At 62.6% G+C, this 20,976-nt stretch carries 22 protein-coding genes; 16 read left to right on the forward strand and 6 right to left on the reverse strand.

The genetic code is table 11. From position 1 onward, the window contains the following. The first annotated feature begins 353 nt into the window (after positions 1-353). Both ABIB80_RS14930 and acmB read left to right on the forward strand, forming a co-directional pair. On the forward strand, positions 354-1,994 hold the full coding sequence (locus ABIB80_RS14930; protein WP_354127809.1) for a flavin-containing monooxygenase: 1,641 nt from the start codon (positions 354-356) through the stop codon (positions 1,992-1,994). Positions 1,995-2,048: 54 nt separating this feature from the next. Then, a complete protein-coding gene (gene acmB / locus ABIB80_RS14935; RefSeq protein WP_354127810.1) occupies positions 2,049-3,242 on the forward strand; it encodes a methyl acetate hydrolase AcmB in 1,194 nt (397 codons plus the stop codon). A gap of 432 nt (positions 3,243-3,674) precedes the next feature. Here acmB and ABIB80_RS14940 read toward each other — a convergent pair whose 3' ends face one another. Then, complete coding sequence (locus tag ABIB80_RS14940; protein WP_354127811.1) at positions 3,675-3,881, reverse strand: hypothetical protein; 207 nt, start codon at positions 3,879-3,881, stop codon at positions 3,675-3,677. Between the two features lie 472 nt (positions 3,882-4,353). On the opposite strand from ABIB80_RS14940, the gene ABIB80_RS14945 reads away from it, so the two are divergent. From ABIB80_RS14945 to dhaK, 12 genes are all read left to right on the forward strand, one after another. Beyond that, a complete protein-coding gene (locus tag ABIB80_RS14945; protein WP_354127812.1) occupies positions 4,354-5,700 on the forward strand; it encodes an ABC transporter substrate-binding protein in 1,347 nt (448 codons plus the stop codon). 102 nt (positions 5,701-5,802) lie between these two features. Further along, positions 5,803-6,762, forward strand: coding sequence for a carbohydrate ABC transporter permease (locus ABIB80_RS14950; protein WP_354127813.1), 960 nt, complete (start codon positions 5,803-5,805; stop codon positions 6,760-6,762). Next, on the forward strand, positions 6,759-7,712 hold the full coding sequence (locus ABIB80_RS14955) for a carbohydrate ABC transporter permease (RefSeq protein ID WP_354127814.1): 954 nt from the start codon (positions 6,759-6,761) through the stop codon (positions 7,710-7,712). The genes ABIB80_RS14950 and ABIB80_RS14955 overlap by 4 nt, the downstream gene beginning before the upstream one ends. Beyond that, the gene (locus ABIB80_RS14960) at positions 7,709-7,921 is read left to right on the forward strand and encodes a hypothetical protein (protein WP_354127815.1); all 213 of its coding nucleotides are present in this window, start codon (positions 7,709-7,711) and stop codon (positions 7,919-7,921) included. Before ABIB80_RS14955 ends, ABIB80_RS14960 begins: the two co-directional genes overlap by 4 nt. 6 nt (positions 7,922-7,927) lie before the next feature. Next, the gene (locus ABIB80_RS14965) at positions 7,928-9,025 is read left to right on the forward strand and encodes an ABC transporter ATP-binding protein (protein WP_354127816.1); all 1,098 of its coding nucleotides are present in this window, start codon (positions 7,928-7,930) and stop codon (positions 9,023-9,025) included. Then, the gene (locus ABIB80_RS14970; protein ID WP_354127817.1) at positions 9,018-10,025 is read left to right on the forward strand and encodes an ABC transporter ATP-binding protein; all 1,008 of its coding nucleotides are present in this window, start codon (positions 9,018-9,020) and stop codon (positions 10,023-10,025) included. The genes ABIB80_RS14965 and ABIB80_RS14970 overlap by 8 nt, the downstream gene beginning before the upstream one ends. Then, complete coding sequence (gene dhaL, locus ABIB80_RS14975) at positions 10,022-10,636, forward strand: dihydroxyacetone kinase subunit DhaL (RefSeq protein ID WP_354127818.1); 615 nt, start codon at positions 10,022-10,024, stop codon at positions 10,634-10,636. Before ABIB80_RS14970 ends, dhaL begins: the two co-directional genes overlap by 4 nt. Continuing rightward, complete coding sequence (gene dhaM, locus ABIB80_RS14980; RefSeq protein ID WP_354127819.1) at positions 10,633-11,034, forward strand: dihydroxyacetone kinase phosphoryl donor subunit DhaM; 402 nt, start codon at positions 10,633-10,635, stop codon at positions 11,032-11,034. Before dhaL ends, dhaM begins: the two co-directional genes overlap by 4 nt. Beyond that, entirely contained in the window at positions 11,027-11,341 is a 315-nt protein-coding gene (locus tag ABIB80_RS14985; protein WP_007592629.1) for an HPr family phosphocarrier protein, read from the forward strand. The genes dhaM and ABIB80_RS14985 overlap by 8 nt, the downstream gene beginning before the upstream one ends. A gap of 5 nt (positions 11,342-11,346) precedes the next feature. Continuing rightward, complete coding sequence (ptsP, locus tag ABIB80_RS14990; RefSeq protein ID WP_354127820.1) at positions 11,347-12,945, forward strand: phosphoenolpyruvate--protein phosphotransferase; 1,599 nt, start codon at positions 11,347-11,349, stop codon at positions 12,943-12,945. Further along, entirely contained in the window at positions 12,942-13,373 is a 432-nt protein-coding gene (locus ABIB80_RS14995; RefSeq protein ID WP_007592625.1) for a hypothetical protein, read from the forward strand. The genes ptsP and ABIB80_RS14995 overlap by 4 nt, the downstream gene beginning before the upstream one ends. Before the next feature lie 39 nt (positions 13,374-13,412). Continuing rightward, positions 13,413-14,402 carry a dihydroxyacetone kinase subunit DhaK gene (gene dhaK / locus ABIB80_RS15000; protein WP_007592624.1) on the forward strand — a complete coding sequence of 330 codons (990 nt, stop codon included), beginning with the start codon at positions 13,413-13,415 and terminating at the stop codon, positions 14,400-14,402. 183 nt (positions 14,403-14,585) lie between these two features. Here dhaK and ABIB80_RS15005 read toward each other — a convergent pair whose 3' ends face one another. Genes ABIB80_RS15005 through ABIB80_RS15025 form a run of 5 tightly spaced genes read right to left on the reverse strand, consistent with a single transcriptional unit; the run spans position 14,586 to position 18,577 of the window. Further along, on the reverse strand, positions 14,586-15,353 hold the full coding sequence (locus tag ABIB80_RS15005; protein ID WP_354127821.1) for an ABC transporter permease: 768 nt from the start codon (positions 15,351-15,353) through the stop codon (positions 14,586-14,588). Next, positions 15,350-16,114, reverse strand: a complete 765-nt coding sequence (locus ABIB80_RS15010) for an ABC transporter permease (protein ID WP_354127822.1) — start codon at positions 16,112-16,114, stop codon at positions 15,350-15,352. The genes ABIB80_RS15005 and ABIB80_RS15010 overlap by 4 nt, the downstream gene beginning before the upstream one ends. Next, positions 16,111-16,917: an ABC transporter ATP-binding protein gene (locus ABIB80_RS15015; protein WP_354127823.1), complete on the reverse strand. Its 807-nt coding sequence runs from the start codon at positions 16,915-16,917 to the stop codon at positions 16,111-16,113. The genes ABIB80_RS15010 and ABIB80_RS15015 overlap by 4 nt, the downstream gene beginning before the upstream one ends. Further along, the gene (locus ABIB80_RS15020) at positions 16,914-17,618 is read right to left on the reverse strand and encodes a GntR family transcriptional regulator (protein WP_354127824.1); all 705 of its coding nucleotides are present in this window, start codon (positions 17,616-17,618) and stop codon (positions 16,914-16,916) included. Before ABIB80_RS15020 ends, ABIB80_RS15015 begins: the two co-directional genes overlap by 4 nt. Positions 17,619-17,629: 11 nt before the next feature. Continuing rightward, the gene (locus ABIB80_RS15025; protein ID WP_007592616.1) at positions 17,630-18,577 is read right to left on the reverse strand and encodes an ABC transporter substrate-binding protein; all 948 of its coding nucleotides are present in this window, start codon (positions 18,575-18,577) and stop codon (positions 17,630-17,632) included. Positions 18,578-18,665: 88 nt separating this feature from the next. Between ABIB80_RS15025 and ABIB80_RS15030 the strand changes: the two genes are divergently transcribed. Then, the gene (locus tag ABIB80_RS15030) at positions 18,666-19,655 is read left to right on the forward strand and encodes a fumarylacetoacetate hydrolase family protein (protein ID WP_007592614.1); all 990 of its coding nucleotides are present in this window, start codon (positions 18,666-18,668) and stop codon (positions 19,653-19,655) included. Between the two features lie 46 nt (positions 19,656-19,701). After that, positions 19,702-20,478 (forward strand): cyclase family protein, encoded by a 777-nt coding sequence (locus tag ABIB80_RS15035; RefSeq protein WP_007592612.1) that lies wholly within the window; start codon positions 19,702-19,704, stop codon positions 20,476-20,478. Positions 20,479-20,976: the final 498 nt, after the last annotated feature.

The following is a 20,976-nucleotide window of genomic DNA, read 5'->3' on the forward strand; positions in this document are numbered from 1 at the left end:
CCCTCCCTCTAAGGCGCGGTTGACCGCTTCTTCTTCTCATGAGCCGAACAGCTGCGCAGCAGCATAAGCCGCTTTTGGCTTTTGCCAAGCGAACTGCGTCCGGATCAGCTCCTTGAGACCGCGGCACCAGTGGCCTCGTTCAAAGGATTGTCGGTTTTGTTCAAGCCCCAGGCGCAGGCAATCTCGTAGCTTGCCGCAGTCCCTTGCCGAGTGGAAAGCGAACGGCACGAGCGTCGCAAGCAGAACAAGCCCCATCCGATCGAGCCGTCGGGATCAACAATGACGCGATGCACCATCATCCGGTCACAGCACGGATGGGGAGGCCACGCGCTCTTACACCCTAGGAGGGGAAAATGGCAGAACCCGTGACCGAGTTCAACGGAAGCAACGGCGCGCATGTGACGGCGAAATTCGACGCCGTGGTGGTTGGAGCCGGCGTCGCCGGACTCTATCAGCTCTATCGCCTGCGTGAACAGGGATTGAACGTCAGGGTGATCGATGCTGGATCCGGCGTCGGCGGCACCTGGTACTGGAATCGCTATCCTGGCGCGCGCTTCGACTCCGAAGCCTATATTTACCAGTACCTGTTCTCCGAAGAGCTCTACAAGGGATGGAGCTGGAGCGAGAAATTCCCTGGCCAACCCGAAATCGAACGCTGGCTGAACTACATCGCCGATCGCCTCGATCTGCGCAAGGACATCCAGTTCGGTACGACGGTCAAGAGCGCTCATTTCAACGAAGCCGCCCAGCGCTGGCTGGTCACGACCGACAAGGGCGACGTGATCGATACCCAGTTCCTGATCACCTGCTGCGGCATGCTTTCGGCCCCGCACGTGTCCTTTCCGGGGCAGGAGACCTTCAAGGGGCAGTTGTTCCACACCGCGCGCTGGCCGAAGCAGCCGGTCGATCTGGCCGGCAAGCGCGTCGGCGTCATTGGTAACGGCGCGACCGGAATCCAGGTCATCCAGACGATCGCCAGCGAGGTCGGTCACCTCAAGGTCTTCATTCGCACGCCGCAATACATTATCCCGATGAAGAATCCCAAATACGGCGCGGCGGATGTCGATGCCTACAAGTCGAAATTCAAGTCGTTCACGGAGCGCCTCCCGCACACCTTCACCGGATTCGAGTATGACTTCGAGCACGCCTGGGCCGAACTGTCGCCAGGGCGGCGCCGTGAGGTGATCGAGGATTGTTGGAATGACGGCTCGCTGAAGCTGTGGATATCCTCGTTCGGCGAGCTGTTCTTCGACGCGGAGGTCAACGCCGAGATATCCGAATTCGTGCGCGAGAAGATGCGCGAACGGCTCAAAGATCCAAAGCTGTGTGACGCGTTGATCCCAGCCGATTATGGCTTCGGGACACACCGGGTGCCGCTCGAGCAGAAATTTCTCGAGGCCTTCCATCGCCCGAATGTCGAGATCGTCAGCGTCAAGAAAAATCCAATCGAACGGGTGACACCGACGGGAATCCAGACCGCCGACGGCGCCATCCACGAGCTCGACATCATCATTCTGGCCACCGGATTCGACGCCGGAACCGGAGCCTTGACGCGCATCGATGTCAGAGGTCGCGGCGGCCGCTCGCTGAAGGAGGATTGGAGCCGGGACATCCGCACCACAATGGGCCTTCAGGTTCACGGCTATCCGAATCTCTTCACGACGGCCGTGCCGCTCGCCCCTTCAGCGGCGCTCTGCAACATGACCACGTGCCTGCAACAGCAGGTCGAATGGATCGATGATTGCATCAGGCATATGCGCGGCAAGAATCTGAAGGTCGTCGAGCCGACGAAGGATGCGGAAGACGGATGGGTGGCGCATCACGATGAGATCGCCAACGCGACGCTGATCGCGAAGACTAATTCCTGGTACCTGGGCTCGAACGTCGAAGGCAAGCCGCGGCGCGTTCTGTCGTACTGCGGTGGGGTCGGCGCCTATCGGCAGAAATGCGACGAGGTCGCCGCGAACGGCTACCAGGGCTTTGCCATGCATTAGGGTTGCGCAGCACCGTGTCGACCAAATCAATCCAAGCCAGGCTGGAGCACAATCATGATCATGAATTTTGGTGCGGTGGCAGACACCGTTCTCGACGATGTCGTTACATCGACGCCGCACGTACCCGGCGTCGTCGCGATGGTGACGAACCGCCATCGTAACATCTACGAAGGGGCAGCCGGCAAGCGCCGTCTCGACCAGGCGGCCAACATGACGACCGACAGCATCTTCGGGATATTCTCAACGACCAAGGCGATCACCGCCACGGCCATCCTGCAGCTTGTCGAGGAAGGCAAGCTCGATCTCGATGAGCCGGCCAAGCGATACGCGCCCGATATCGGCAAGCTCCAGGTGATCGAAGGATTCGATGACAAGGGCGACCCGATCCTGCGCGCTCCGAAGCGCGACATCACCACGCGCATGCTGATGACGCACACCGCCGGCCTGAGCTATGATTTCATCAACCGCACTTATAATCGGCTGGCAGAGGAAAAGGGTCAGCCGAGCGTGATCACGGCGACCAAGGCCTGCCTGATGACCCCGCTGCTGTTCGATCCGGGCGAGCGGTGGGATTATGGCACCAATCTCGATTGGTGCGGCCAGATCGTCGAGGTCGTCACCAGCCGAAGGCTTGGTGACGTCTTCAAGACGCGCATCTTTGAACCGCTCGGCATCAAGGACATGACGTTCGAGCTGACCGATGCGATGCGCGGACGGCTGGCCGGGATCCATGCGAGAGGTGCCGATGGCTCGCTCACGCCGATGGATTTCGAGCTGCCGGCCAAGCCCGAAGTGCATATGGGCGGCCATGGCCTTTACGGCACGGTCGGCGACTACATGTGCTTTATCCGGATGTGGTTAAACGACGGCGCGGGCGAGCACGGCCGCGTGCTGAAGGCGGAGACCGTGCGCATGGCTGAAAAGAACCATCTGGGCGACAAGAAGGTGACGCCGATTACCGGCGTCATCCCGTCGCTGTGCAACGACGCGGAGTTCTTCCCCGGCCAGTCAAAATCCTGGGCGCTGAGCTTCATGATCAATGATGAGCAAGCCCCTACCGGGCGTCCCGCCGGTGCTCTAGGCTGGGCCGGCCTTGCCAATCTGTTCTATTGGATTGATCGGCAGAATGGGGTCGGTGGCTTCTGGGCCACCCAGATTCTTCCCTTCGGGGATCCGACATCGTTCATCGGCTACATGAATTTCGAGACGGCATTCTACCAGAACCTGAGGCAGCGAATGGCGAGCTAGGTTTGATGGAACGACACGAAACTGTAGGAATTGCGTGACGGTGCACTTAGCTGTGAGCATTCGAACTCGCAAAAGGGACCGGAGCCATTGAGTGCACTGTCACTATAATCCCATGCCTTTTGCGGCACCGGCTTTGCCGAGCCGCAGCTCGCGAAGCGAGCGAAGGCTGGCGGGCCCGGCAGGCCTCGAACCTGCAACCAGACCGTTATGAGCGGCAGACTATCGATCGGGTTCGCTGATTTCGCTGCAGTTTCGTTCGAGCTCGATCGCGTTCGTTGCGGTTCGTTCACGCCGTTTCTGAGGCGAAACTGGTGCGGCTGCCCGGTTCGTGGCTCTAAGGATGGATCATCGTTTGGCCGGTGCTGACCACCTAAGTCGCTTACGAATCTTTGCGCGTTGCACGAGGCCAATGGCGTCGACGCAACGTAGAGCTCAAGTTGGCAACGTAATCGGAAGAATGTTGACAAGCGCTTCAGCGCTGTCGGGTCCGAAGGTCGCCTTCATCCAGGGCAGCATGAACGCACCGACGACGGCGCCGATCGCCCTCGAAAGGGGAGCACCGTCGGTTAGATCGCAAGCCGAACTGAATGCCAGTATCGGTGGCTGCGTCTCCACGGTTTTGAGCTGCGGCAGGATCATGGGTCGAGAAGCAAGGAGGAAAGAGCGGTCCTTGTTTTGTCGTCTGTGAGAGTACACTGTCCCCGATTGCACTCAATTGGACATCTGTTGCCGGAGCTAGCTCATACTTGCCCATGATGGCTTGGAGGGAGAGTCCAAGGTCTTGAACGGGCGTCGCGCTATCGCGGCGGAAATCTTCTCTGCTCGTCCCAAAAATGTCATTGCCGCTGACCGACAAGAGAGCGCGGGCTCGTGGGGCCGCCGATATGAGTGTTTGAACTCCATGCCCGAACAGCCTGCTTGCAATGTTTAGTATATCGTGGTTCACTAAACAAATCGAGCTTGGCTGAATCCCTAAGAATCCAGGCAGGCACGAGGAAACGTCCGTTAGTCGTTCAGCCCGTGAAGGACTGTATCGCTCTGCTCGAAGCATTCGAGCGGGTTGGAGAGTCGCGCCATGTCGATGGCCGGCCCCACTGGGAGGGAAAGCGTTATGAAACAGACAGTAAAGGCGCTTCTTACTAGTTTCGGAGTTCTCGCATCCGCGCTCAGTGCCGGAGTGGGGACTACCCCTGCGCACGCGCAGGCGAAGACCATCACGCTGTGCTGGGCCGCCTGGGACCCTGCCAACGCGCTAGTCGAACTGTCGAAGGACTTCACCGCTAAGACCGGCATCGGTATGAAGTTCGAGTTCGTGCCGTGGACCAACTATGCCGATCGCTTCCTGAACGAGCTTAACTCGCACGGCTCGTTGTGCGATCTCATCATCGGAGATTCTCAGTGGATCGGCGGCGCCGCGGAGAACGGCCAGTACGTCAAGCTCAACGATTTCTTCAAGAAGGAAGGAATCAGCATGGACGACTACATGCCGGCCACCGTGGTCGGCTATTCGGAGTGGCCGAAGAATACGCCAAACTATTGGGCGCTGCCCGCCATGGGTGACGCGGTTGGCTGGACCTATCGCAAGGACTGGTTTGCGCGGCCAGAGATCCAGAACGACTTCAGGGCCAAGTACGGCCGCGATCTCGCTGCGCCGAAGACGCTCGACGAACTGCGAGACATCTCGAAATTCTTCCAGGGCCGTGAGATCGACGGCAAGAAGGTCTATGGCGCTTCGATCTATACCGAGCGCGGCTCGGAAGGCATCACCATGGGCGTGTCGAACTATCTCTACGATTACGGCTTCCAATATCAGGATCCCAAGAAGCCCTATGCGATGGACGGCTTCGTCAACGCGCCCGGCGCCGTCAAGGGGCTTGAGGCCTACAAGGAGCTCTACAAGTGCTGTACGCCACCCGGCGCCTCCAACTCCTACATGTCCGAAGGACTTGATGCGTTCAAGTCAGGCCAGGTCGCGCTGCAGATGAACTTCTTCGCCTTCTTCCCAGGCCTCTACAAGGATCCGAACGTTGGCGGCGACAAGATCGGCTTCTTCAGCAATCCCGCGGGCCCCGCGACGCAGGCGACGCAGCTCGGCGGACAGGGTATCTCGGTTGTTTCCTATTCGAAGAACCAGGGCGAAGCGCTGCAATACATCAGATGGTTCTCCGGCGGGGATGTGCAGAAGAAGTGGTGGGCGCTGGGCGGTTATTCCTGCGCCAAATCCGTGTTGAACGATCCGAGCTTCCCGAACAGCGCGCCGTTCGCCGGGGAGTTTCTGAAGTCGATGGGAATGGTCGTCGACTTCTGGGCCGAGCCCTCCTATGCGCAACTCCTGCAGGCCGAACAGAAGCGCGTGCATGACTACGTGGTGGCGGACAAGGGCACCGCGCAGGAAGCGCTCGACGGTCTGGTGAAGGACTGGAAGGCCATCTTCAAGGAAGAAGGCAAGAAGTTCTAAGGCAACCGCCTGGGGCGCACGCGAGCGCGCTCCAGGCACTCTTCGGCAATCTCGGCAGCTGTCGCATAGCTGATGGTCCCGGCGCGAGGATCGACCAAAGCCATGAACGATTTGAGTGCTTCGTCCCAGATCACCTATCGGGCCGTCCCGGCCCGGCCAGCCGTGGCGCGTCGTATCCGGGGTTTGTCGGACCAGGCGCTCGCCTGGCTCTTTATCACGCCGACGATCGTGCTGCTGCTGGCGATCAACATCTTCCCGCTGGTGTGGACGATCTATCTCTCGTTCACCAACTACCGCGCCAATCGGGCGAACGCGCCCACGATATGGCTGGGCACCGACTGGTACCAGTCGATACTGACCGATCCGGATATCTGGGCGGCGATGCAGGTGACGGCGCATTTCGTGATCTGGACGGTGGTGATCGAGACCGTGCTCGGATTTGGCCTTGCCTACCTCATCGATAAGAAGTTCCGCGGCCACGGGATGTGGACCACGATCATCCTGCTGCCGATGATGCTGTCACCTGCCGTCGTCGGCAATTTCTGGACGTTCCTCTATCAGCCGCAGATCGGATTGTTCAACTACGTCGTCGCCTTCTTCACCGGACGCGCGGCCTCGTCGTTCCAGATGCTGGGCGACGTCACGCTGAGCCCCTGGGCCATCGTCATCGTCGATGCCTGGATGTGGACGCCCTATGTGATGCTGATTTGTCTCGCGGGCCTGCGCTCGATCCCTGGTTACATCTATGAAGCGGCGGAGGTCGACCGCGCGTCGAAATGGCGGCAGTTCTGGTCGATCACGCTGCCAATGGCGCTGCCGTTCATCATGCTGGCGGTGCTCTTCCGCGGTATCGAGAACTTCAAGATGTTCGACATGGTCAACCTGCTGACCGGCGGTGGGCCGGGGTCGACCACGGAAGTTGCGTCGATCACGCTCAAGCGTGCGGCGTTCGAGAGCTGGCGCACCGGCTATTCCTCGGCCTTCGCGATCATCCTGTTCGTGACGGTCTTCGGCCTCGCCAACATCTATGTGAAGGCGCTGAACAGGGTGAAAAGCCGATGATCTCAGCCACCACAGCCCATTCCGTCGTCGAGCCGTCGACCACGACGCGGCGTTTTGCCGGCTCGCTCGTCGTGCTCTATGCCATCATCACCATGATCCCGCTGGTGTGGATCATGCTCACCGCGTTCAAGTCGCCGGACGATGCAATCTCCTATCCGCCCAAGATGATGTTCAAGCCATCGCTCGAAGGCTTCTGTAACGTCTTCACGACCCGCTCGCGCCAGACCCCGGAGTTCATCCGTTCGCTGGGGGCGCCGCAGGGGCTTTGCGACAGCCTCGCGCGCAGCCGTAACATGGTGGTCGCCGGTCCCTCGAACTATGTGCCGCGCTTCGTCAATTCGCTGATCATCGCGTTCGGCTCGACCGTGCTCGCCGTCGCGCTCGGCACCTTGTCGGCCTACGGCTTCTCGCGGTTCCGCGTGCCCCTGAAGGACGACCTGATGTTCTTCATCCTATCGACCAGGATGATGCCGCCGATCGCGGTCGCTATCCCGATCTATCTGATGTACCGCAGCATCGGATTGTCCGACACCAGGCTCGGCATGATCCTGCTGTACACCTCGGTCAACGTCTCGCTTGCGGTCTGGCTGCTCAAGGGCTTCATCGACGAAATCCCGCGCGAGTACGAGGAGGCGGCCATGATCGACGGATACACCCGCTTTCAGGCGTTCGTGAAGGTGGTGCTGCCGCAGGCCACGACGGGAATTGCGGCGACGGCGATCTTCTGCCTGATCTTCGCCTGGAACGAATACGCCTTCGCGGTGCTACTCACCTCGGGCAATGCGCAGACCGCGCCGCCCTTCATTCCGATCATTATCGGCGAGGGCGGACAGGACTGGCCCGCGGTGGCGGCGGGCACGACGCTGTTCCTGGTGCCAATCGTGGTGTTCACGGTGCTGCTGCGCAAGCATCTGCTGCGGGGCATCACCTTTGGAGCCGTCCGCAAATGAGTATCGATGCCACCCGATCCGTCGCGCGTCGCGGTGTTGCCGATCGCGTTCTGCGCCGTGGTCCGCTCGAAGCCGCCGCGACCGCGATCATCGCCGCCGGCGTCGTGATGCTGATGCAGCCATTCTCCCTGACGCTGTATTCCTGGTCGTTTGCGACGACCCTGTTCGGCACGGTGATGCTCACCATCGTGTCGAAGGTTCGGGAGTAGGGCGCGATGGCACAGATCAGGGTCGAGGCACTCGACAAGTCCTTCGGGACGTTCCATGCGGTCAAGTCCGCCAGCTTCACGGTCGAGGACGGCCAGTTCCTCTGCCTGCTTGGACCGTCCGGCTGCGGCAAGACCACGACGCTCCGCATGATTGCGGGCCTGGAGCTGCCGACATCCGGTACCATCCGGCTCGATGGCGAGGACGTGACGATGAACCGCGCATCGGCGCGCGACATCGCCTTCGTGTTCCAACTCTTCGCGCTCTATCCGCACATGGATGTCCGGCGCAACATCGGCTTTCCCCTGAAATGCGAAGGGATCAGTGCGGCCGAGCGCGATCGGCGGGTCGTAGAGGCCGCGCGCATCCTGCGGATCTCCCATCTGCTCGACCGATCGGTGTCGGGCCTTTCCGGCGGCGACCGTCAGCGCGTCGCGCTGGGGCGAGCGATCGTGCGCAAGCCGAAGTGTTTTCTGATGGACGAACCGCTCGGCGCGCTCGATACCGAGATGCGCGAGGCCATGATTCATGAACTACGCGCCCTGCATGACCGCCTGGGAGCAACCACTGTCTATGTCACGCATGACCAGCTCGAGGCCATGGCGATGGCCGACAGGATCGCGGTAATGAACAATGGCGTCGTCGAGCAGGTTGCGAGCCCGCGCGACATCTACGACCGGCCTGCTTCGCTCTTCGTCGCGGATTTCATCGGCTCGCCGCCGATGAACCTTCTGCCGTTCCGTGGTCACCTGCAGACGGGCGCGGAGGCGATCCGGCTCGGTGAGCGCGACGTTGCAATTCCTCCCTTGCGCGAGGCGATGGCGGAAAGCGAGTTCGTGCTGGGGGTGCGGCCCGAGCATGTGCGCTTCACCGATCGCGGCATGGTCCGCGGGGTGGTCTATGGCACGGAATATCTCGGCACGACGCAGATCGTGACCGTGACGACGCACTACGGCGCACTGAAGGCCCGCTCACCCAGCAGCAGATCCTTCCGGACCGGCGAGACTGTCGGGCTCGATTTCCGGCCCGATACGCTGTCAGTCTTCGACAAGGTGTCGGGCCGGGCCATTCGTACCGCGTTGCATGAGGGAGGCGCGCATGGCTGAGGTCGAGATCAACGCCATTTCCAAGGCCTTCGGCAAGACGCAAGCTGTGAACGATCTGTCGCTGACAATTGGCGATGGCGAGTTCGTCGCGTTGCTTGGGCCGACTGGTGCCGGCAAGAGCACGGCTTTGCGCTTGATCGCGGGATTGGAGCAGCCGGACAGCGGTTCGATCCGCATCGACGGGCGGGACGTGACCTGCGATGCACCGGCGGACCGTGACGTCGCCTTTGTCTTCCAGCAATATTCGCTGTATCCGCACCTGACGGTGTTCGAGAACATGGCCTTCGCGTTGCGCGCGCCGACCCGGCGCGTGCCGGAAGCCGATATTCGCGCGAAGGTGCAGGAGGTCGCACGTCTTCTTCATATCGAGACCAAGCTGGACAATAAGGCGACGCAGCTGTCGGGCGGGCAGATGCAGCGCGTCGCGATCGGGCGGGCTCTGGTCCGTTCGCCCTCGATCTACCTGATGGACGAGCCGCTCTCCTCGCTGGACGCGAAGCTGCGCGGCGAACTGCGGCTCGAGCTCAAGCGGATCCAGGTCGATCTCGGCGCCACGATCCTCTATGTCACCCACGATCAGACCGAGGCGATGACCATGGCGTCGCGCATAGGTGTAATCGAAGGCGGGCGGCTGATGCAGGTCGGCTCGCCGCGCGAAATCTACGAGAACCCGATCAACGCGCATGTCGCGGCAAGGTTGGGCCAGCCGACGATCAATCTGCTGCCGGCGGCCCTGTTCGGCGGCGCGCCTGATGGCGCCGAGACGATCGGTGCGCGGACCGAGCACCTGACGATTGCGCGCGGCGGTGGCGATGTGTCGGCGACCGTCAAACGGGTTGAACATCTCGGCGATCAGAGCCATCTCCATCTCGACCTCGCCGGCCGGCCGGTGGTGACGCTGGCGGATCCCGAGGCGGGCTTCGGCGCCGGTGATGTGGTGTCGCTCTGTCTGAACAAACCTCTGTTCTTCGATGCGATGGGCTGGAGGGTAGCGGCATGAGCCTTGATCGGGTAGCCAGGGAAAGACTGGTGCGAGCGCTGGCGGGGTCGATGATCGAGCACGCCGACGAATTGACGAGCCTCGACCAGGCGATTGGCGATGGGGATCACGGACTGAATATGAAGCGTGGTTTCGAGGCAGTGCTGGCGGCATTGCCGGGCCTTGCCGACAAGGCGCTCCCGGACATGCTGAAGGCGATCGGAATGACTTTGGTCATGAAGGTCGGCGGTGCTTCGGGGCCGCTGGTCGGAACTTCCTTCATGGAGCTGGGCAAGGCACTTCCGGAGCAGCCGAGCCGCGCTGATCTCGTCGCAGCGGCCGAGAAGGCGATCGACGCCGTCAAGGCGCGCGGGCGTTCTGAGGCGGGGCAGAAAACGTTGCTGGATGTCCTGGTGCCGGTGCAGGTCGTGTTGGCGGGCGGTGGCGATGCCGAGGCGATTGCAGCGGAAGCGGCGCGAGCGGCCGATCGCACCACGCCCATGCTTGCGATCCGCGGCCGTGCGTCCTTTCTCGGCGAACGTTCCATCGGTCATATGGATCCCGGTTCGCGTTCGGCGTCCCTTTTGATTGGCGCGGCAGTCAAGGTACTGGAATTCGAGGCAAGTTCATGAACAGTGCAAATTCCTGCAATGTCGGGATCGTTATCGTTTCACATTCGCGCAAGATCGCGGAAGGCGCGGCGGATATGGTGCGCCAGATGGTAGGCAGCGCCGTGCCGCTCGCCTGGACAGGCGGCGACATCGATGGAGGGCTCGGCACCAATGTTGCCGGGATCCTCGAGGCGATTGAGGCGGCCTGGTCGCCCGCAGGCGTGGCGGTGCTGGTTGATCTCGGCGGGGCGGAGACAAATTCCGAGATGGCGGTGGAAATGCTGCCTGAAGATCGACGCGCGCGCGTCGTCGTCTGCAATGCTCCGGTGGTCGAGGGAGCTGTGATTGCGGCAACCGAGTCTTCGGGTGGCTCGCCGCTTGCCGCTGTCAAGCGTAGCGCGGAGGAATTCTATGCATGATGCTCACGCCAGCCGGCCGGGCGAAACGGCGGTGCCGCTGACAGCCTCGGCGGTTCTCGTCAACAAAGTCGGACTTCATGCGCGACCGTCGGTCAAGCTCACGCAGTGCGCAAAGGGTTTTACCGCGAAGATAGAGCTCGCCCTCTCGGCGGACGGGCCCTGGACGGACGCCAAGAGCCCGGTAAAGGTCATGCGTGTGAAGGCGCCGCAGGGCGCAACACTGCATTTCCGCGTTACCGGTTCCGATGGCAAGGCAGCACTTGCTGCTGTACTGGCGCTTGTGCATGACGGTTTCGGTGAGGCCTGATCGCAGTGGCAGAGATCCATCTCACCGGCCGTGCTGCCTCGCCGGGTCTCGCGATCGGACCGGTCACCATGCTGACTGCGGCTGTGGCCAGGCGGACAGCGAGCGACGATCCCGCGCAAGAGGCGGCGGCACTGCGGGCGGCGATTGAGGGCGCGAGGGCGGAGATCGCCAACCAGATCAAGACGATCCGGGGCGATGTAGCCGACATTCTGGAATTCCAGGTCGCCATGCTTGAGGATGATGCGCTGGCGGAGCCGGCATATGGGGTCATCTCGGACGGGATCACTGCCGACCACGCCTGGCGCTTGGCACTCGACGTGGAGATAGCTGGCTATCGCGCTGCTGAAGATGAATATTTCCGTGCCCGTGCGGCCGATATCGTCGACATCCGCGACCGCGTGCTTGCGCATCTGAGCGGCGTGGACACGGTCGCCAGGATTACCAGCGGCTCGATCGTGGCGGCTGACGACATCACCCCTTCCGCTTTTCTTGCTGCCGACTGGTCGCACGGCGGCGCCATCGCGCTGGCTGCGGGCTCACCTTCCTCGCATGTTGCGATGTTGGCGCGGGCGCGCGGGGCGCCCATGGTCGTTGGGCTCGGCCCACTGTCGTGGAACGGACAGCCCCCTGCGCTGGCGCTCGTCGACGGCGATGCCGGCACCGTGATCTTTGATCCCGAGCCGGAAACGCGCCGCCTGTTCGAACAGCGCATGGCGGTTGCGAATGCCGCCCAAGCCGCCGCCGATGCCGCCTGCCTTGAGTCCGCACGCACGGCCGACGGCCGGCGGATCGCGGTCCTTCTCAATGTCGCCGCGCCCGAGGACCTCGCCGGCCTCGATCCTGCAATCTGCGACGGCATCGGCCTCGTGCGTACGGAATTTCTGTTCGAGGCGGCCCAAGGCCTGCCGGATGAGGATGCGCAATATGCAGTCTATCGGCGCATTCTCGAGTGGGCCGAGGGAAGGCCGGTGACAATCCGCACCCTCGATGCGGGCGGCGACAAGCCAATCGCCGGCTTGACGATCGATAACGAGCGCAATCCGTTCCTCGGTCTGCGCGGCATCCGTCTCTCGCTCGCGCGGCCGGAAGTGTTTCGGGTGCAACTGCGGGCACTGTGCCGTGCGGCTGTGCACGGGGTGCTGAAGGTGATGCTGCCGATGATCGCGGTCCCTTCGGAGCTCGATCGTGCGAATGCCCTGCTGGATGCAGAGTTCACGGCGCTCAGGGCCGAAGGGATCGCCTGCGCCCACCCGCCGCTCGGCATCATGGTCGAGGTCCCGGCGGCGGCGCTTCGCGCCGAGGATTTCGGCGCGGCGTTCTATTCCATCGGCTCGAACGACCTGACCCAGTACACGATGGCGGCGGCGCGCGACGTCGGTGCCGTCGCGGACCTCAACGATACCGGCAATCCGGCGGTGCTGGCGCTGATCTCTCGGACTGTCGAGGCCGGACGAAAGCGTGGCGTGGAGGTCTCACTCTGTGGTGACGCCGCGGCCGATACGCGCCTGACCGCGGCGCTGATCGCCACCGGGTTGACAATTCTCTCGGTGTCGCCGATTGCCGTCGCGCGGCTCAAGGCCGCAATCGCAAAGGTGCGTTCATGACGGATGAAGCAGGCGAGGATACCCGCGCGCCTGGTGACAGCAATGTGGCGGATTACAAGGCCATCCTGCGACGGGTGCTCGACAACAGGCCCTCGGGGACGCGGCTGAAGCTGGCGGCGGCGTTGGGCAAGAATCGCTCCTTCGTGACCCAGATCACCAATCCGGCCTATCTGGTTCCTATTCCGGCGAAGCATGTCGCGATCATCTTCGAAGTCTGCCATCTGTCCGGCACTGAGCGTGCGGCGTTCCTCAAAGCCTATGGACGCGCGCATCCCGGCCGGCTGCGCGCACCCCACCGCGAGGCGCGCACCCGCATTGTCTCGGTGACCGTACCCGACCTCGGCGACGACAAGAAGAACCGTGCGCTCGAACAGCTGATTGTGGATTTCGCCGCGCAACTCGCGCGCTATGCCGAAAGTGTGGGTTGAGCCATTGATTTGAACTTTAGACGAGATGGGAGGACGTTCATGAAAAAGCTGATCAACAGCACCGATACGATACTCGAAGAAAGTCTGGACGGTTTCGCGGCAGCTCATGCGGGTATCCTGCTTCTTGGTGCCGAGCGCAAATTCGTCCGGCGCCGCACGTTGAAGCCAGGCAAGGTCGCGCTGATTTCGGGTGGCGGCGCGGGACATGAGCCGCTGCATGCGGGCTTTGTCGGCCTCGGCATGCTCGATGCCGCTTGCCCCGGTCAAGTCTTCACCTCGCCGACGCCAGACCAGATGATCGAGGCCGCGGAGGCCGTCGACACGGGCGCAGGCGTGCTCTTCATCGTCAAGAACTACGAAGGTGACGTGATGAATTTCACCATGGCAGCCGAGATGGCCGCGCGGGAAGTTGCGAGCGTGGTGACTAACGACGACGTGGCTGTGGAGAAATCGACCTATACGACCGGTCGTCGCGGCGTCGCGGGGACATTGATCGTGGAAAAAATGGTCGGCGCTGCGGCCGAGACCGGAATGCCGCTTGCCGCTCTCACGGCGCTCGGCGAAGAGGTCAACCGGCGCACGCGCTCGATGGGGGTGGCGCTGTTGCCATGCACCGTGCCGGCCGTAGGGCGGCCAAACTTCGCATTGGCCGACAATGAAATGGAAATGGGCGTCGGCATTCATGGTGAGCCCGGCCGGCGCAGGGTGACGCTGGCGTCCGCCGATGCGATTGCCGCCGAGCTGCTCGATGCGATCCTGAACGATCTTGCGCCCGGCAAGGGGAGTGAAGTGCTGCTTCTCGTCAACGGGTTTGGCGCGACGCCTCTGATCGAACTCTATCTGATGGTCAATGCCGCAAAGCGGATTCTGGACAGCGCGGGGGTGGCAGTGGCGCGCTACCTGACCGGTTCCTACGTCACATCCCTCGACATGGCTGGTGTCTCGATCACCGTATCTGTGCTCGATAGCAAGTCGACGAAATTATGGGATGCCCCGGTGCAGACGGCAGCTCTGCGGTGGGGCGTCTGATCTCAGCTCGCGGCTTGGTTTTGGTCACAAACAATGACTTATCGACTCCGCTCCCGCGAAACTAAGCCTCGTCGTTCCCACCCAAGAGAAAATCCATCGAAAGTTCAATGTAGCCCTCGCGGCTCAATTGTTGGAATGGCCCGCATCGCGCGGGCCATTTTTGTCTGGCGATGGATCGCCACGCTATCGGGCTGTACTCTGCCAAGCGAGCATTCGCTGCTCGACGAGCGACACCGCAATTGAGGTCAAATATCCGGTCGCACCGAGCAGAATGACGCCGGCGAACAGGTCGGCGGATCGGAACGCACGTGCCGAGAGCAAGACCCACTGGCCAAGGCCGTCGAGTCCGGCCAGGATCTCGCAGACCACCGAAAGGATCAGCGCGACCGTCAGGCTGAGCCGCATGCCCGCAAGGATGTCGGGCAATGCCGAGGGCAGGGCGATCTTGCCGATGACGGCGCCGCGCGACATCTGCAGCGAGAGGGCGACCTCGTAGAGCCGCGGCTCGACCGCGGCAAAGCCGTGGATGGTTGCGAGCATGACAGGCCAGATCGCGCCGAAGGCGATGACGAACAACGCCATGCCTTGCGTCAGCCCGAGCATCGCGATCGCGACCGGGATGATCGCGGAGACCGGCAGGGGCCGCAAAAATTCCAGGGAGGGCGCCACATAGGCGCGCATCATCCTTGACGATCCGATCAGCGCGCCGAGCGCAACGCCGGCGATCGAGGCGGCGAGCCAGCCATAGGCCATGTGTTCGAGCGTGCCGATGAGCTTGCTTGCGAGATCGCCGCTCGAAAAGCCGCGCGCCAGGGCAGCCCAGGCTCGGTCCGGACCGGGCAGGAACACCGGTGAGACCAGCCGCAGATCGGCGACGAGCTGCCACGCCGCGATGAAACCGGCCGCGACGAGGATGCTCGCGATACGCCAGAGGATCGCAGCGCGGCTCATGGATTGTCTCCGGTGAGCGCGGCACGGCCGAACAGCCGGCGCTGGGCCGCAATCAAAAGGAGGTTCAGCGCGTAGCCGATCACGCCGATCCAGAGCAGATAGGCGAGCATCAGGTCGGCGCGTAGCGCCTGCTGCGCCAGCATGATGCCGGCGCCCAGGCCGATCGGATTGATGGCGATCTCGACCGTGACAGCGACGATCAGGGCGATACCGGCCGACAGACGAAAGGCGATGAAGATCCGCGGCAGCGCGGCCGGGATCACGATCTTCGCGATCCGTTGCGCCGCGCTCAGCCGCAAAGCCCGTGACACTTCCATCAATCGCGGCTCGATGCCACGCACGGCGCTGCGCGTCATGATCAGCATCGGCCAGATGCAGGCGAACGCCACGATCACGATCTCCATCCGGTAGCCGAAGCCGAGCGCAATCAGCGTGATCGGCAGCAGCGCGATCGAGGGAATTGGGCGGATCGCCTCGACCGTTACCTCCATCAGGCGGTCGAGGGGTCGCGAGATGCCGAAGGCAATACCGAGTGAAAGCCCAATGACACTGCCGATCGCCAGTCCGGAAAAGGCGGCGAACAGTGTGTCGCGGGTCGCGGTCGGAATCGAGAGATCGGTAAGCGCTGCGGCCAGCGCCGCGAGGATCGCGCTGGGCGGGGCGAGGCTGTCGCTCTGCAGGTGGGTGAAGCGCGCCCAGAGCTCGAACGCAAGCATCAGCGTCAGCGGCAACAGCAAGGGTCTGGCGCGGTCGAGGTTCAATGTTCGGTCGCCTTGATGAAGTCGAACAATTGCCGGCGCAGCCGCAGGAATTCCGGATGCTCGCGCGTGGCCAGCTGGTCGCGAGGGCGCGGCAGGTCGACGTCGAGCTCGATGCCGATCCGGCCCGGATGCGGCAGGAGGCCGATGACGCGGTCGCCGAGATAGATCGCCTCCTCGAGATCGTGGGTCACGAAGATCACGGTCGTTTGGCTCATTTGCGTCAGCGACAGGACCTCGTCCTGCAGCCCCTGGCGTGTCATCGCATCCAGCGCGCCGAACGGTTCGTCCATCAGCAGCATCGTCGGCTCCTGCGCAAGGCAGCGCGCGATCTGCAGGCGCTGCTGCATGCCGCCCGACATTTCGGTCGGATATTTGTCAGCGTGATCGGACAAGCCGATCTTGCGCAGCAGCGCCGCGATGCGCGAGCTGCGCTCGCGTGCCGGGACGCCGGAGGCTTCGAGCGCCAACGAGATGTTGCCGGCCGCGGTCCGCCACGGCAGCAGCGCCTTGCCGTAATCCTGGAATACCATCGCGACCTCGCGGCGCGGCCCGGTGATCGGCTCGCCGTCGAAGGTCACGACGCCGCTCGTGGGACTGTAGAGGCCAGCGGCGAGCCGCAGCGCTGTGGTCTTGCCGCAGCCGGAGGCGCCGACGATGCAGAGGAATTCGCCCGGCCGCACCTCCAGATCAAGATTCTCGATGATGGTCTTGCCGCCGAGCTGCAGCGTCGCGGTGCTGAACGCGATCAGCGCCTTTTGCCGTCGCGCCGCGCGCGCCTCGTCGAGCCTGGCAACGACACTCATGATTGCTCCCCGCTTATCGCCGGATAGACGAAATTGATGGTCGAGTGCAGATGCGCGGCCAGCATCGCTTGCGCGGCGGCAAGATCGCGGGCGAGCACGCGGTCGGCGAGCATCTGATGACTCCGTATGAATTCCTCGCCGCTGTCGATGGCACGCATCATCATGCGGCGGTAGCGATAGGCCTGATCGTAGAGGTCGGAATGGGCGGTCAGCATGCGCCGCGAGCCGCAGGCCGCGAGCAGGGCGGTGTGAAAGCCCTTGTGCAGCCGATCGAAATCGGCCGCACCCTCGCGGAATTCATCGCCGGTGCGCTCGATATGCCGGCGCATCTGATGCAGCGCGCTGACGATGCCGGCCTCCCAGGCGACGTCGCCGTGGAGGATGGCCAGCCTGACGGCCTCGATTTCGACCGCCGTCCGCATGCAGGTGATGTCGGCGAGATCGTCATGGCTGACCTCGGCGACACGAAAACCGCGCTGGCCGATGCCGACGATCAGGCCGCGCGACATCAGCCGGGACAGGCCTTCGCGCAGGGGGGTGGCGCCGATCTCGTAGCGCTGCACGAGATCGACGATGCCGAGCCGCGATCCCGGTGCGAGATCCCCGGAAAGGATGTCCTGCTCGATGAGGTTTGCGGCGCGCTCGCTCAAGGTGCCGGCCTCAGCCGGAGGACGTTCGAGAGTGCGCTCGGGGGCAGGCATCGCCAATGTCCTCAGTTCAGCACCAGTTTGGCGGTGTCGAGTTTCGACTGCAGCATCTTCTGCGACGACATCACATCGATCCACCAGGCGAGGTTTTCCGGCTTGAGATTCGGCTCGGACTGGTTCGGCGGTGTCGCCTTGACGAGCTCGAGTGGCTGCTTGGTGAACTTGGCGATCGAGGCGGAGGCCTTCTCGCGATCGCTATTGACGATTGCGGCGGCCTCCGCGATGGCTTCGCGGAACTTCTTCACCGTCGCCACATTCTTCTCGGCCCAGTCGCGCCCCGCGGCATAGAAAATGATCGGGTCGGTGCGGCCGAGCTCGGCGCCGTACCGCGCGCCGACCGAACCGATCCCCGCATTGGTCATGCGCGTGACGAACGGCTCGGCAGTGAGCACCGCATCGACGCCGCCTGACTTGATGATGTCAGCCATGGTCGGGAAGGTGACTTCGACGAAATTGACGCTTCTGGGCGGGACGCCTTTCTCCACGAGCCATTTCACGAACAGCACGTGGAGAAAGGCGTTGAGGCCGGGCGCGCCGACCTTCTTGCCGATGAAATCCTTCGGCTCCTTGATGGTGATGCCGTTGCGGACGAAGGCGGCGATCGCGGTGTTCGAGGTCGGGTTCATGACCGAGGCGCCGGCGATCGCGACAAGGTCGAGGCCGCCGTCGACGGCCTGGAGGAAGACGGTGGAGGTGGGGCCGCCGACCTGAATCGAGTTCGACAGGATTGCCGCCGGGATGTTGGAGTTGATCGCAATCGGCGTCATCTCGACATCCAGCCCGTGCTTTTTGAAAATGCCTTCGTCGACAGCCACCATGGCCGAGGCGCAGTCGGAGGTCGCAGTGCAGCCGATCTGGATCTTGGCCTGCGCCAGCGCGGGTGCCGTCCAGGCAACGGACCCTGCAACTCCAAGCGCGAGACCCAACATCGCCTTGATCTGCGTTCGCCTCACCGCGCTCTCCCCAATTTGTATTTTTCAGGCTTGTTTATCGATATTTTATCTGATCATATATTTCAAACGATAGCAAGGGGTAACCAAGATGAAGCTCGCAACATTCAGATCTGCCGGTCAGGAGAAGATCGGAGCCGTCCACGACAATGACAGCCAGCTGTTCGACTTCGCCGCCGCCGCCGCGCGGGACGGCCAGGCCGATCCGGCCTTCGGCTCGATGCTGGCGCTGATCGACGCCGGGCCCCGCGCGCTCGATCGGGCCAGGGCCCTGCTCGACAAGCACGGCCCGGACGCGACGCTGTCGGCGGCAGTCAGTGCCGTCGACATCCTCGCGCCGGTGCCGGAGCCGCGGCAGATGCGCGACGGCATGTCGTTTCCCCTGCACATCCTGCAAGCGCCACGCGGGCAGCGGAAGCTCGCCGCCCGCGCCAGGGGCGACATGGCCGAACTGGCCCGCATCGACGCCGAGCCGCTCGGCGAGCTGCCCGAGGTCTATCGCAAGCAGCCGATCTTCTACATCACCAACCGCTTCAGCGTCCGCGGCACCAACACCACGGTGAAATGGCCGCGCTACAGCAAGGTCATGGACTACGAGCTCGAATTCGGAATCATCACCAAGAACAAGGGTGCGAACGTCTCCGCCGCGAATGCGAAGGATCACATCTTCGGCTACACGATCTTCAACGATTTCTCCGCGCGTGACGCACAGCGCATCGAGATGGAGGGACGGCTCGGCCCGGCCAAGGGCAAGAGCTTCGACGGCGGCAACGTGATGGGTCCTTGGATCGTGACACCGGACGAGATCGGTGATCCCTATCATTTGAAGATGGAAGCGCGCGTCAACGGCGAGACCCGCTCGAAGGGCGTGAGCGAGGGCATGTTGTTTTCCTTCGAGGAGATCATCGCCCATGTCACGCAGGACGAGACGCTGATGCCCGGCGAATTCATCGGCTCCGGCACGGTCGGCAATGGCTGCGGCCTCGAGCTCGGCTGGTTTCTCGGGCATGGCGATACGATCGAGCTCGCGGTCGAGAAGATCGGTATTTTGAAGAACCGCGTCGAGCGGCAAGAAGTCTGAAGGGACGCCTGACGGCCCCAACGAGAACAATCAACGAGGAAGCGCCATGACGACCAAGCTGATCGACATTTCCGTCCCCCTCCAGAACGACGTGCCGGCCGACCCGCCCGGCAATCATCCGACGATCCAGTATATCGACCACCAGCAGGGCCTGCCGCGCATGCTGCAGTTCTTCGACGGGTTGAAGGCCGAGGATCTGCCCGACGGGCAGGGTTGGGCGGTGGAACAGGTCAGTCTCTCGACCCACAACGGCACGCATCTCGACGCACCCTGGCATTTTCACCCGACCATGAATCGCGGCGAGCGTTCCTGGACCATCGACGAAGTGCCGCTGGAATGGTGCTTCCAGCCCGGCGTGAAGCTCGACTTCCGGCACCTGCCCGACGGCTATGTCGCAACGGCCAAAGACGTCGAGGCCGAGCTCAAGCGCATCGGCCATGAGCTGAAGCCGTTGGAGATCGTCGTGGTCAACACCAGCGCCGGTGCCAAATATGGCCGGCAGGACTACGTCACGTCGGGCTGCGGGATGGGCTATGAAGCAACCATGTACCTGCTCGAGCGCGGTGTGCGCCTGACCGGTATCGACGGCTGGAGCTGGGACGCGCCGTTCGTTCATACCGCGAAGAAATACGCCGAAACCAGGGACGCCAGGCTGATCTGGGAAGGTCACAAGGCCGGCCGCCATATCGGCTATTGCCATCTCGAGAAACTGCACAATCTCGAATTGCTGCCGTCGACCGGCTTCAAGGTGTCATGCTTCCCCGTGAAAATTGAGCGAGCCTCTGCAGGATGGACGCGAGCGGTCGCAATTTTGGAGAGCTAGCCTCTCAGGCCCCGTGCGCGCCAATCGCGGTTCAAATGGCCATCATCAGCAATAGTCGGTCTCCGGTTGCGCTTGCACCATTGAACTTACCGTTCGACATGCTTCTGAGTTTGGGCGGACGATCGCAGGAAATATCGCAGATTTGAGTCATGTTGGGGAAAAGCGATAGCGGTTTCCCGACTTGAGCCCCCGACGAGTCAAGATCCGTGTTCCGCCGCGCTCTGGTTAAACTGAGACCCGTCATTCCGACGAAGAGAAAACCCACGGTAGGTCCAATGTAGGTCTGGCGGTGAAGTTGTCGGAATGGGCATTGATCTTCCAAGCAAATCATACGCCTCTTAATTGGCGGGTCCCAGGTTCGAGCCCTGGTGCGCCAAGACGGATGGGGTCGACCAGAAAAAGGCGGATCTCGTGCGACGTTTCTTGCGATCGTGCCCCGGATAGCAGTGCGACTTATGCTTTTTCTTATTTCTGCATCTTCGCGCAATGCGATACGGT

Origin of the sequence: Bradyrhizobium sp. i1.15.2, from assembly GCF_040548425.1 — a bacterium.
Classification (GTDB): Bacteria; Pseudomonadota; Alphaproteobacteria; order Rhizobiales; family Xanthobacteraceae; genus Bradyrhizobium; species Bradyrhizobium canariense.

What these genes read in the sequence shown, in the direction of transcription:
- ABIB80_RS14930 (WP_354127809.1), top strand. Translation starts at nt 354, where the DNA reads ATGGCAGAACCCGTGACCGAGTTCAACGGAAGCAACGGCGCGCATGTG.
- acmB (WP_354127810.1), top strand. Translation starts at nt 2,049, where the DNA reads ATGATCATGAATTTTGGTGCGGTGGCAGACACCGTTCTCGACGATGTC.
- ABIB80_RS14940 (WP_354127811.1), bottom strand. Translation starts at nt 3,881, where the DNA reads ATGATCCTGCCGCAGCTCAAAACCGTGGAGACGCAGCCACCGATACTG.
- ABIB80_RS14945 (WP_354127812.1), top strand. Translation starts at nt 4,354, where the DNA reads ATGAAACAGACAGTAAAGGCGCTTCTTACTAGTTTCGGAGTTCTCGCA.
- ABIB80_RS14950 (WP_354127813.1), top strand. Translation starts at nt 5,803, where the DNA reads ATGAACGATTTGAGTGCTTCGTCCCAGATCACCTATCGGGCCGTCCCG.
- ABIB80_RS14955 (WP_354127814.1), top strand. Translation starts at nt 6,759, where the DNA reads ATGATCTCAGCCACCACAGCCCATTCCGTCGTCGAGCCGTCGACCACG.
- ABIB80_RS14960 (WP_354127815.1), top strand. Translation starts at nt 7,709, where the DNA reads ATGAGTATCGATGCCACCCGATCCGTCGCGCGTCGCGGTGTTGCCGAT.
- ABIB80_RS14965 (WP_354127816.1), top strand. Translation starts at nt 7,928, where the DNA reads ATGGCACAGATCAGGGTCGAGGCACTCGACAAGTCCTTCGGGACGTTC.
- ABIB80_RS14970 (WP_354127817.1), top strand. Translation starts at nt 9,018, where the DNA reads ATGGCTGAGGTCGAGATCAACGCCATTTCCAAGGCCTTCGGCAAGACG.
- dhaL (WP_354127818.1), top strand. Translation starts at nt 10,022, where the DNA reads ATGAGCCTTGATCGGGTAGCCAGGGAAAGACTGGTGCGAGCGCTGGCG.
- dhaM (WP_354127819.1), top strand. Translation starts at nt 10,633, where the DNA reads ATGAACAGTGCAAATTCCTGCAATGTCGGGATCGTTATCGTTTCACAT.
- ABIB80_RS14985 (WP_007592629.1), top strand. Translation starts at nt 11,027, where the DNA reads ATGCATGATGCTCACGCCAGCCGGCCGGGCGAAACGGCGGTGCCGCTG.
- ABIB80_RS14995 (WP_007592625.1), top strand. Translation starts at nt 12,942, where the DNA reads ATGACGGATGAAGCAGGCGAGGATACCCGCGCGCCTGGTGACAGCAAT.
- dhaK (WP_007592624.1), top strand. Translation starts at nt 13,413, where the DNA reads ATGAAAAAGCTGATCAACAGCACCGATACGATACTCGAAGAAAGTCTG.
- ABIB80_RS15005 (WP_354127821.1), bottom strand. Translation starts at nt 15,353, where the DNA reads ATGAGCCGCGCTGCGATCCTCTGGCGTATCGCGAGCATCCTCGTCGCG.
- ABIB80_RS15015 (WP_354127823.1), bottom strand. Translation starts at nt 16,917, where the DNA reads ATGAGTGTCGTTGCCAGGCTCGACGAGGCGCGCGCGGCGCGACGGCAA.
- ABIB80_RS15020 (WP_354127824.1), bottom strand. Translation starts at nt 17,618, where the DNA reads ATGCCTGCCCCCGAGCGCACTCTCGAACGTCCTCCGGCTGAGGCCGGC.
- ABIB80_RS15030 (WP_007592614.1), top strand. Translation starts at nt 18,666, where the DNA reads ATGAAGCTCGCAACATTCAGATCTGCCGGTCAGGAGAAGATCGGAGCC.
- ABIB80_RS15035 (WP_007592612.1), top strand. Translation starts at nt 19,702, where the DNA reads ATGACGACCAAGCTGATCGACATTTCCGTCCCCCTCCAGAACGACGTG.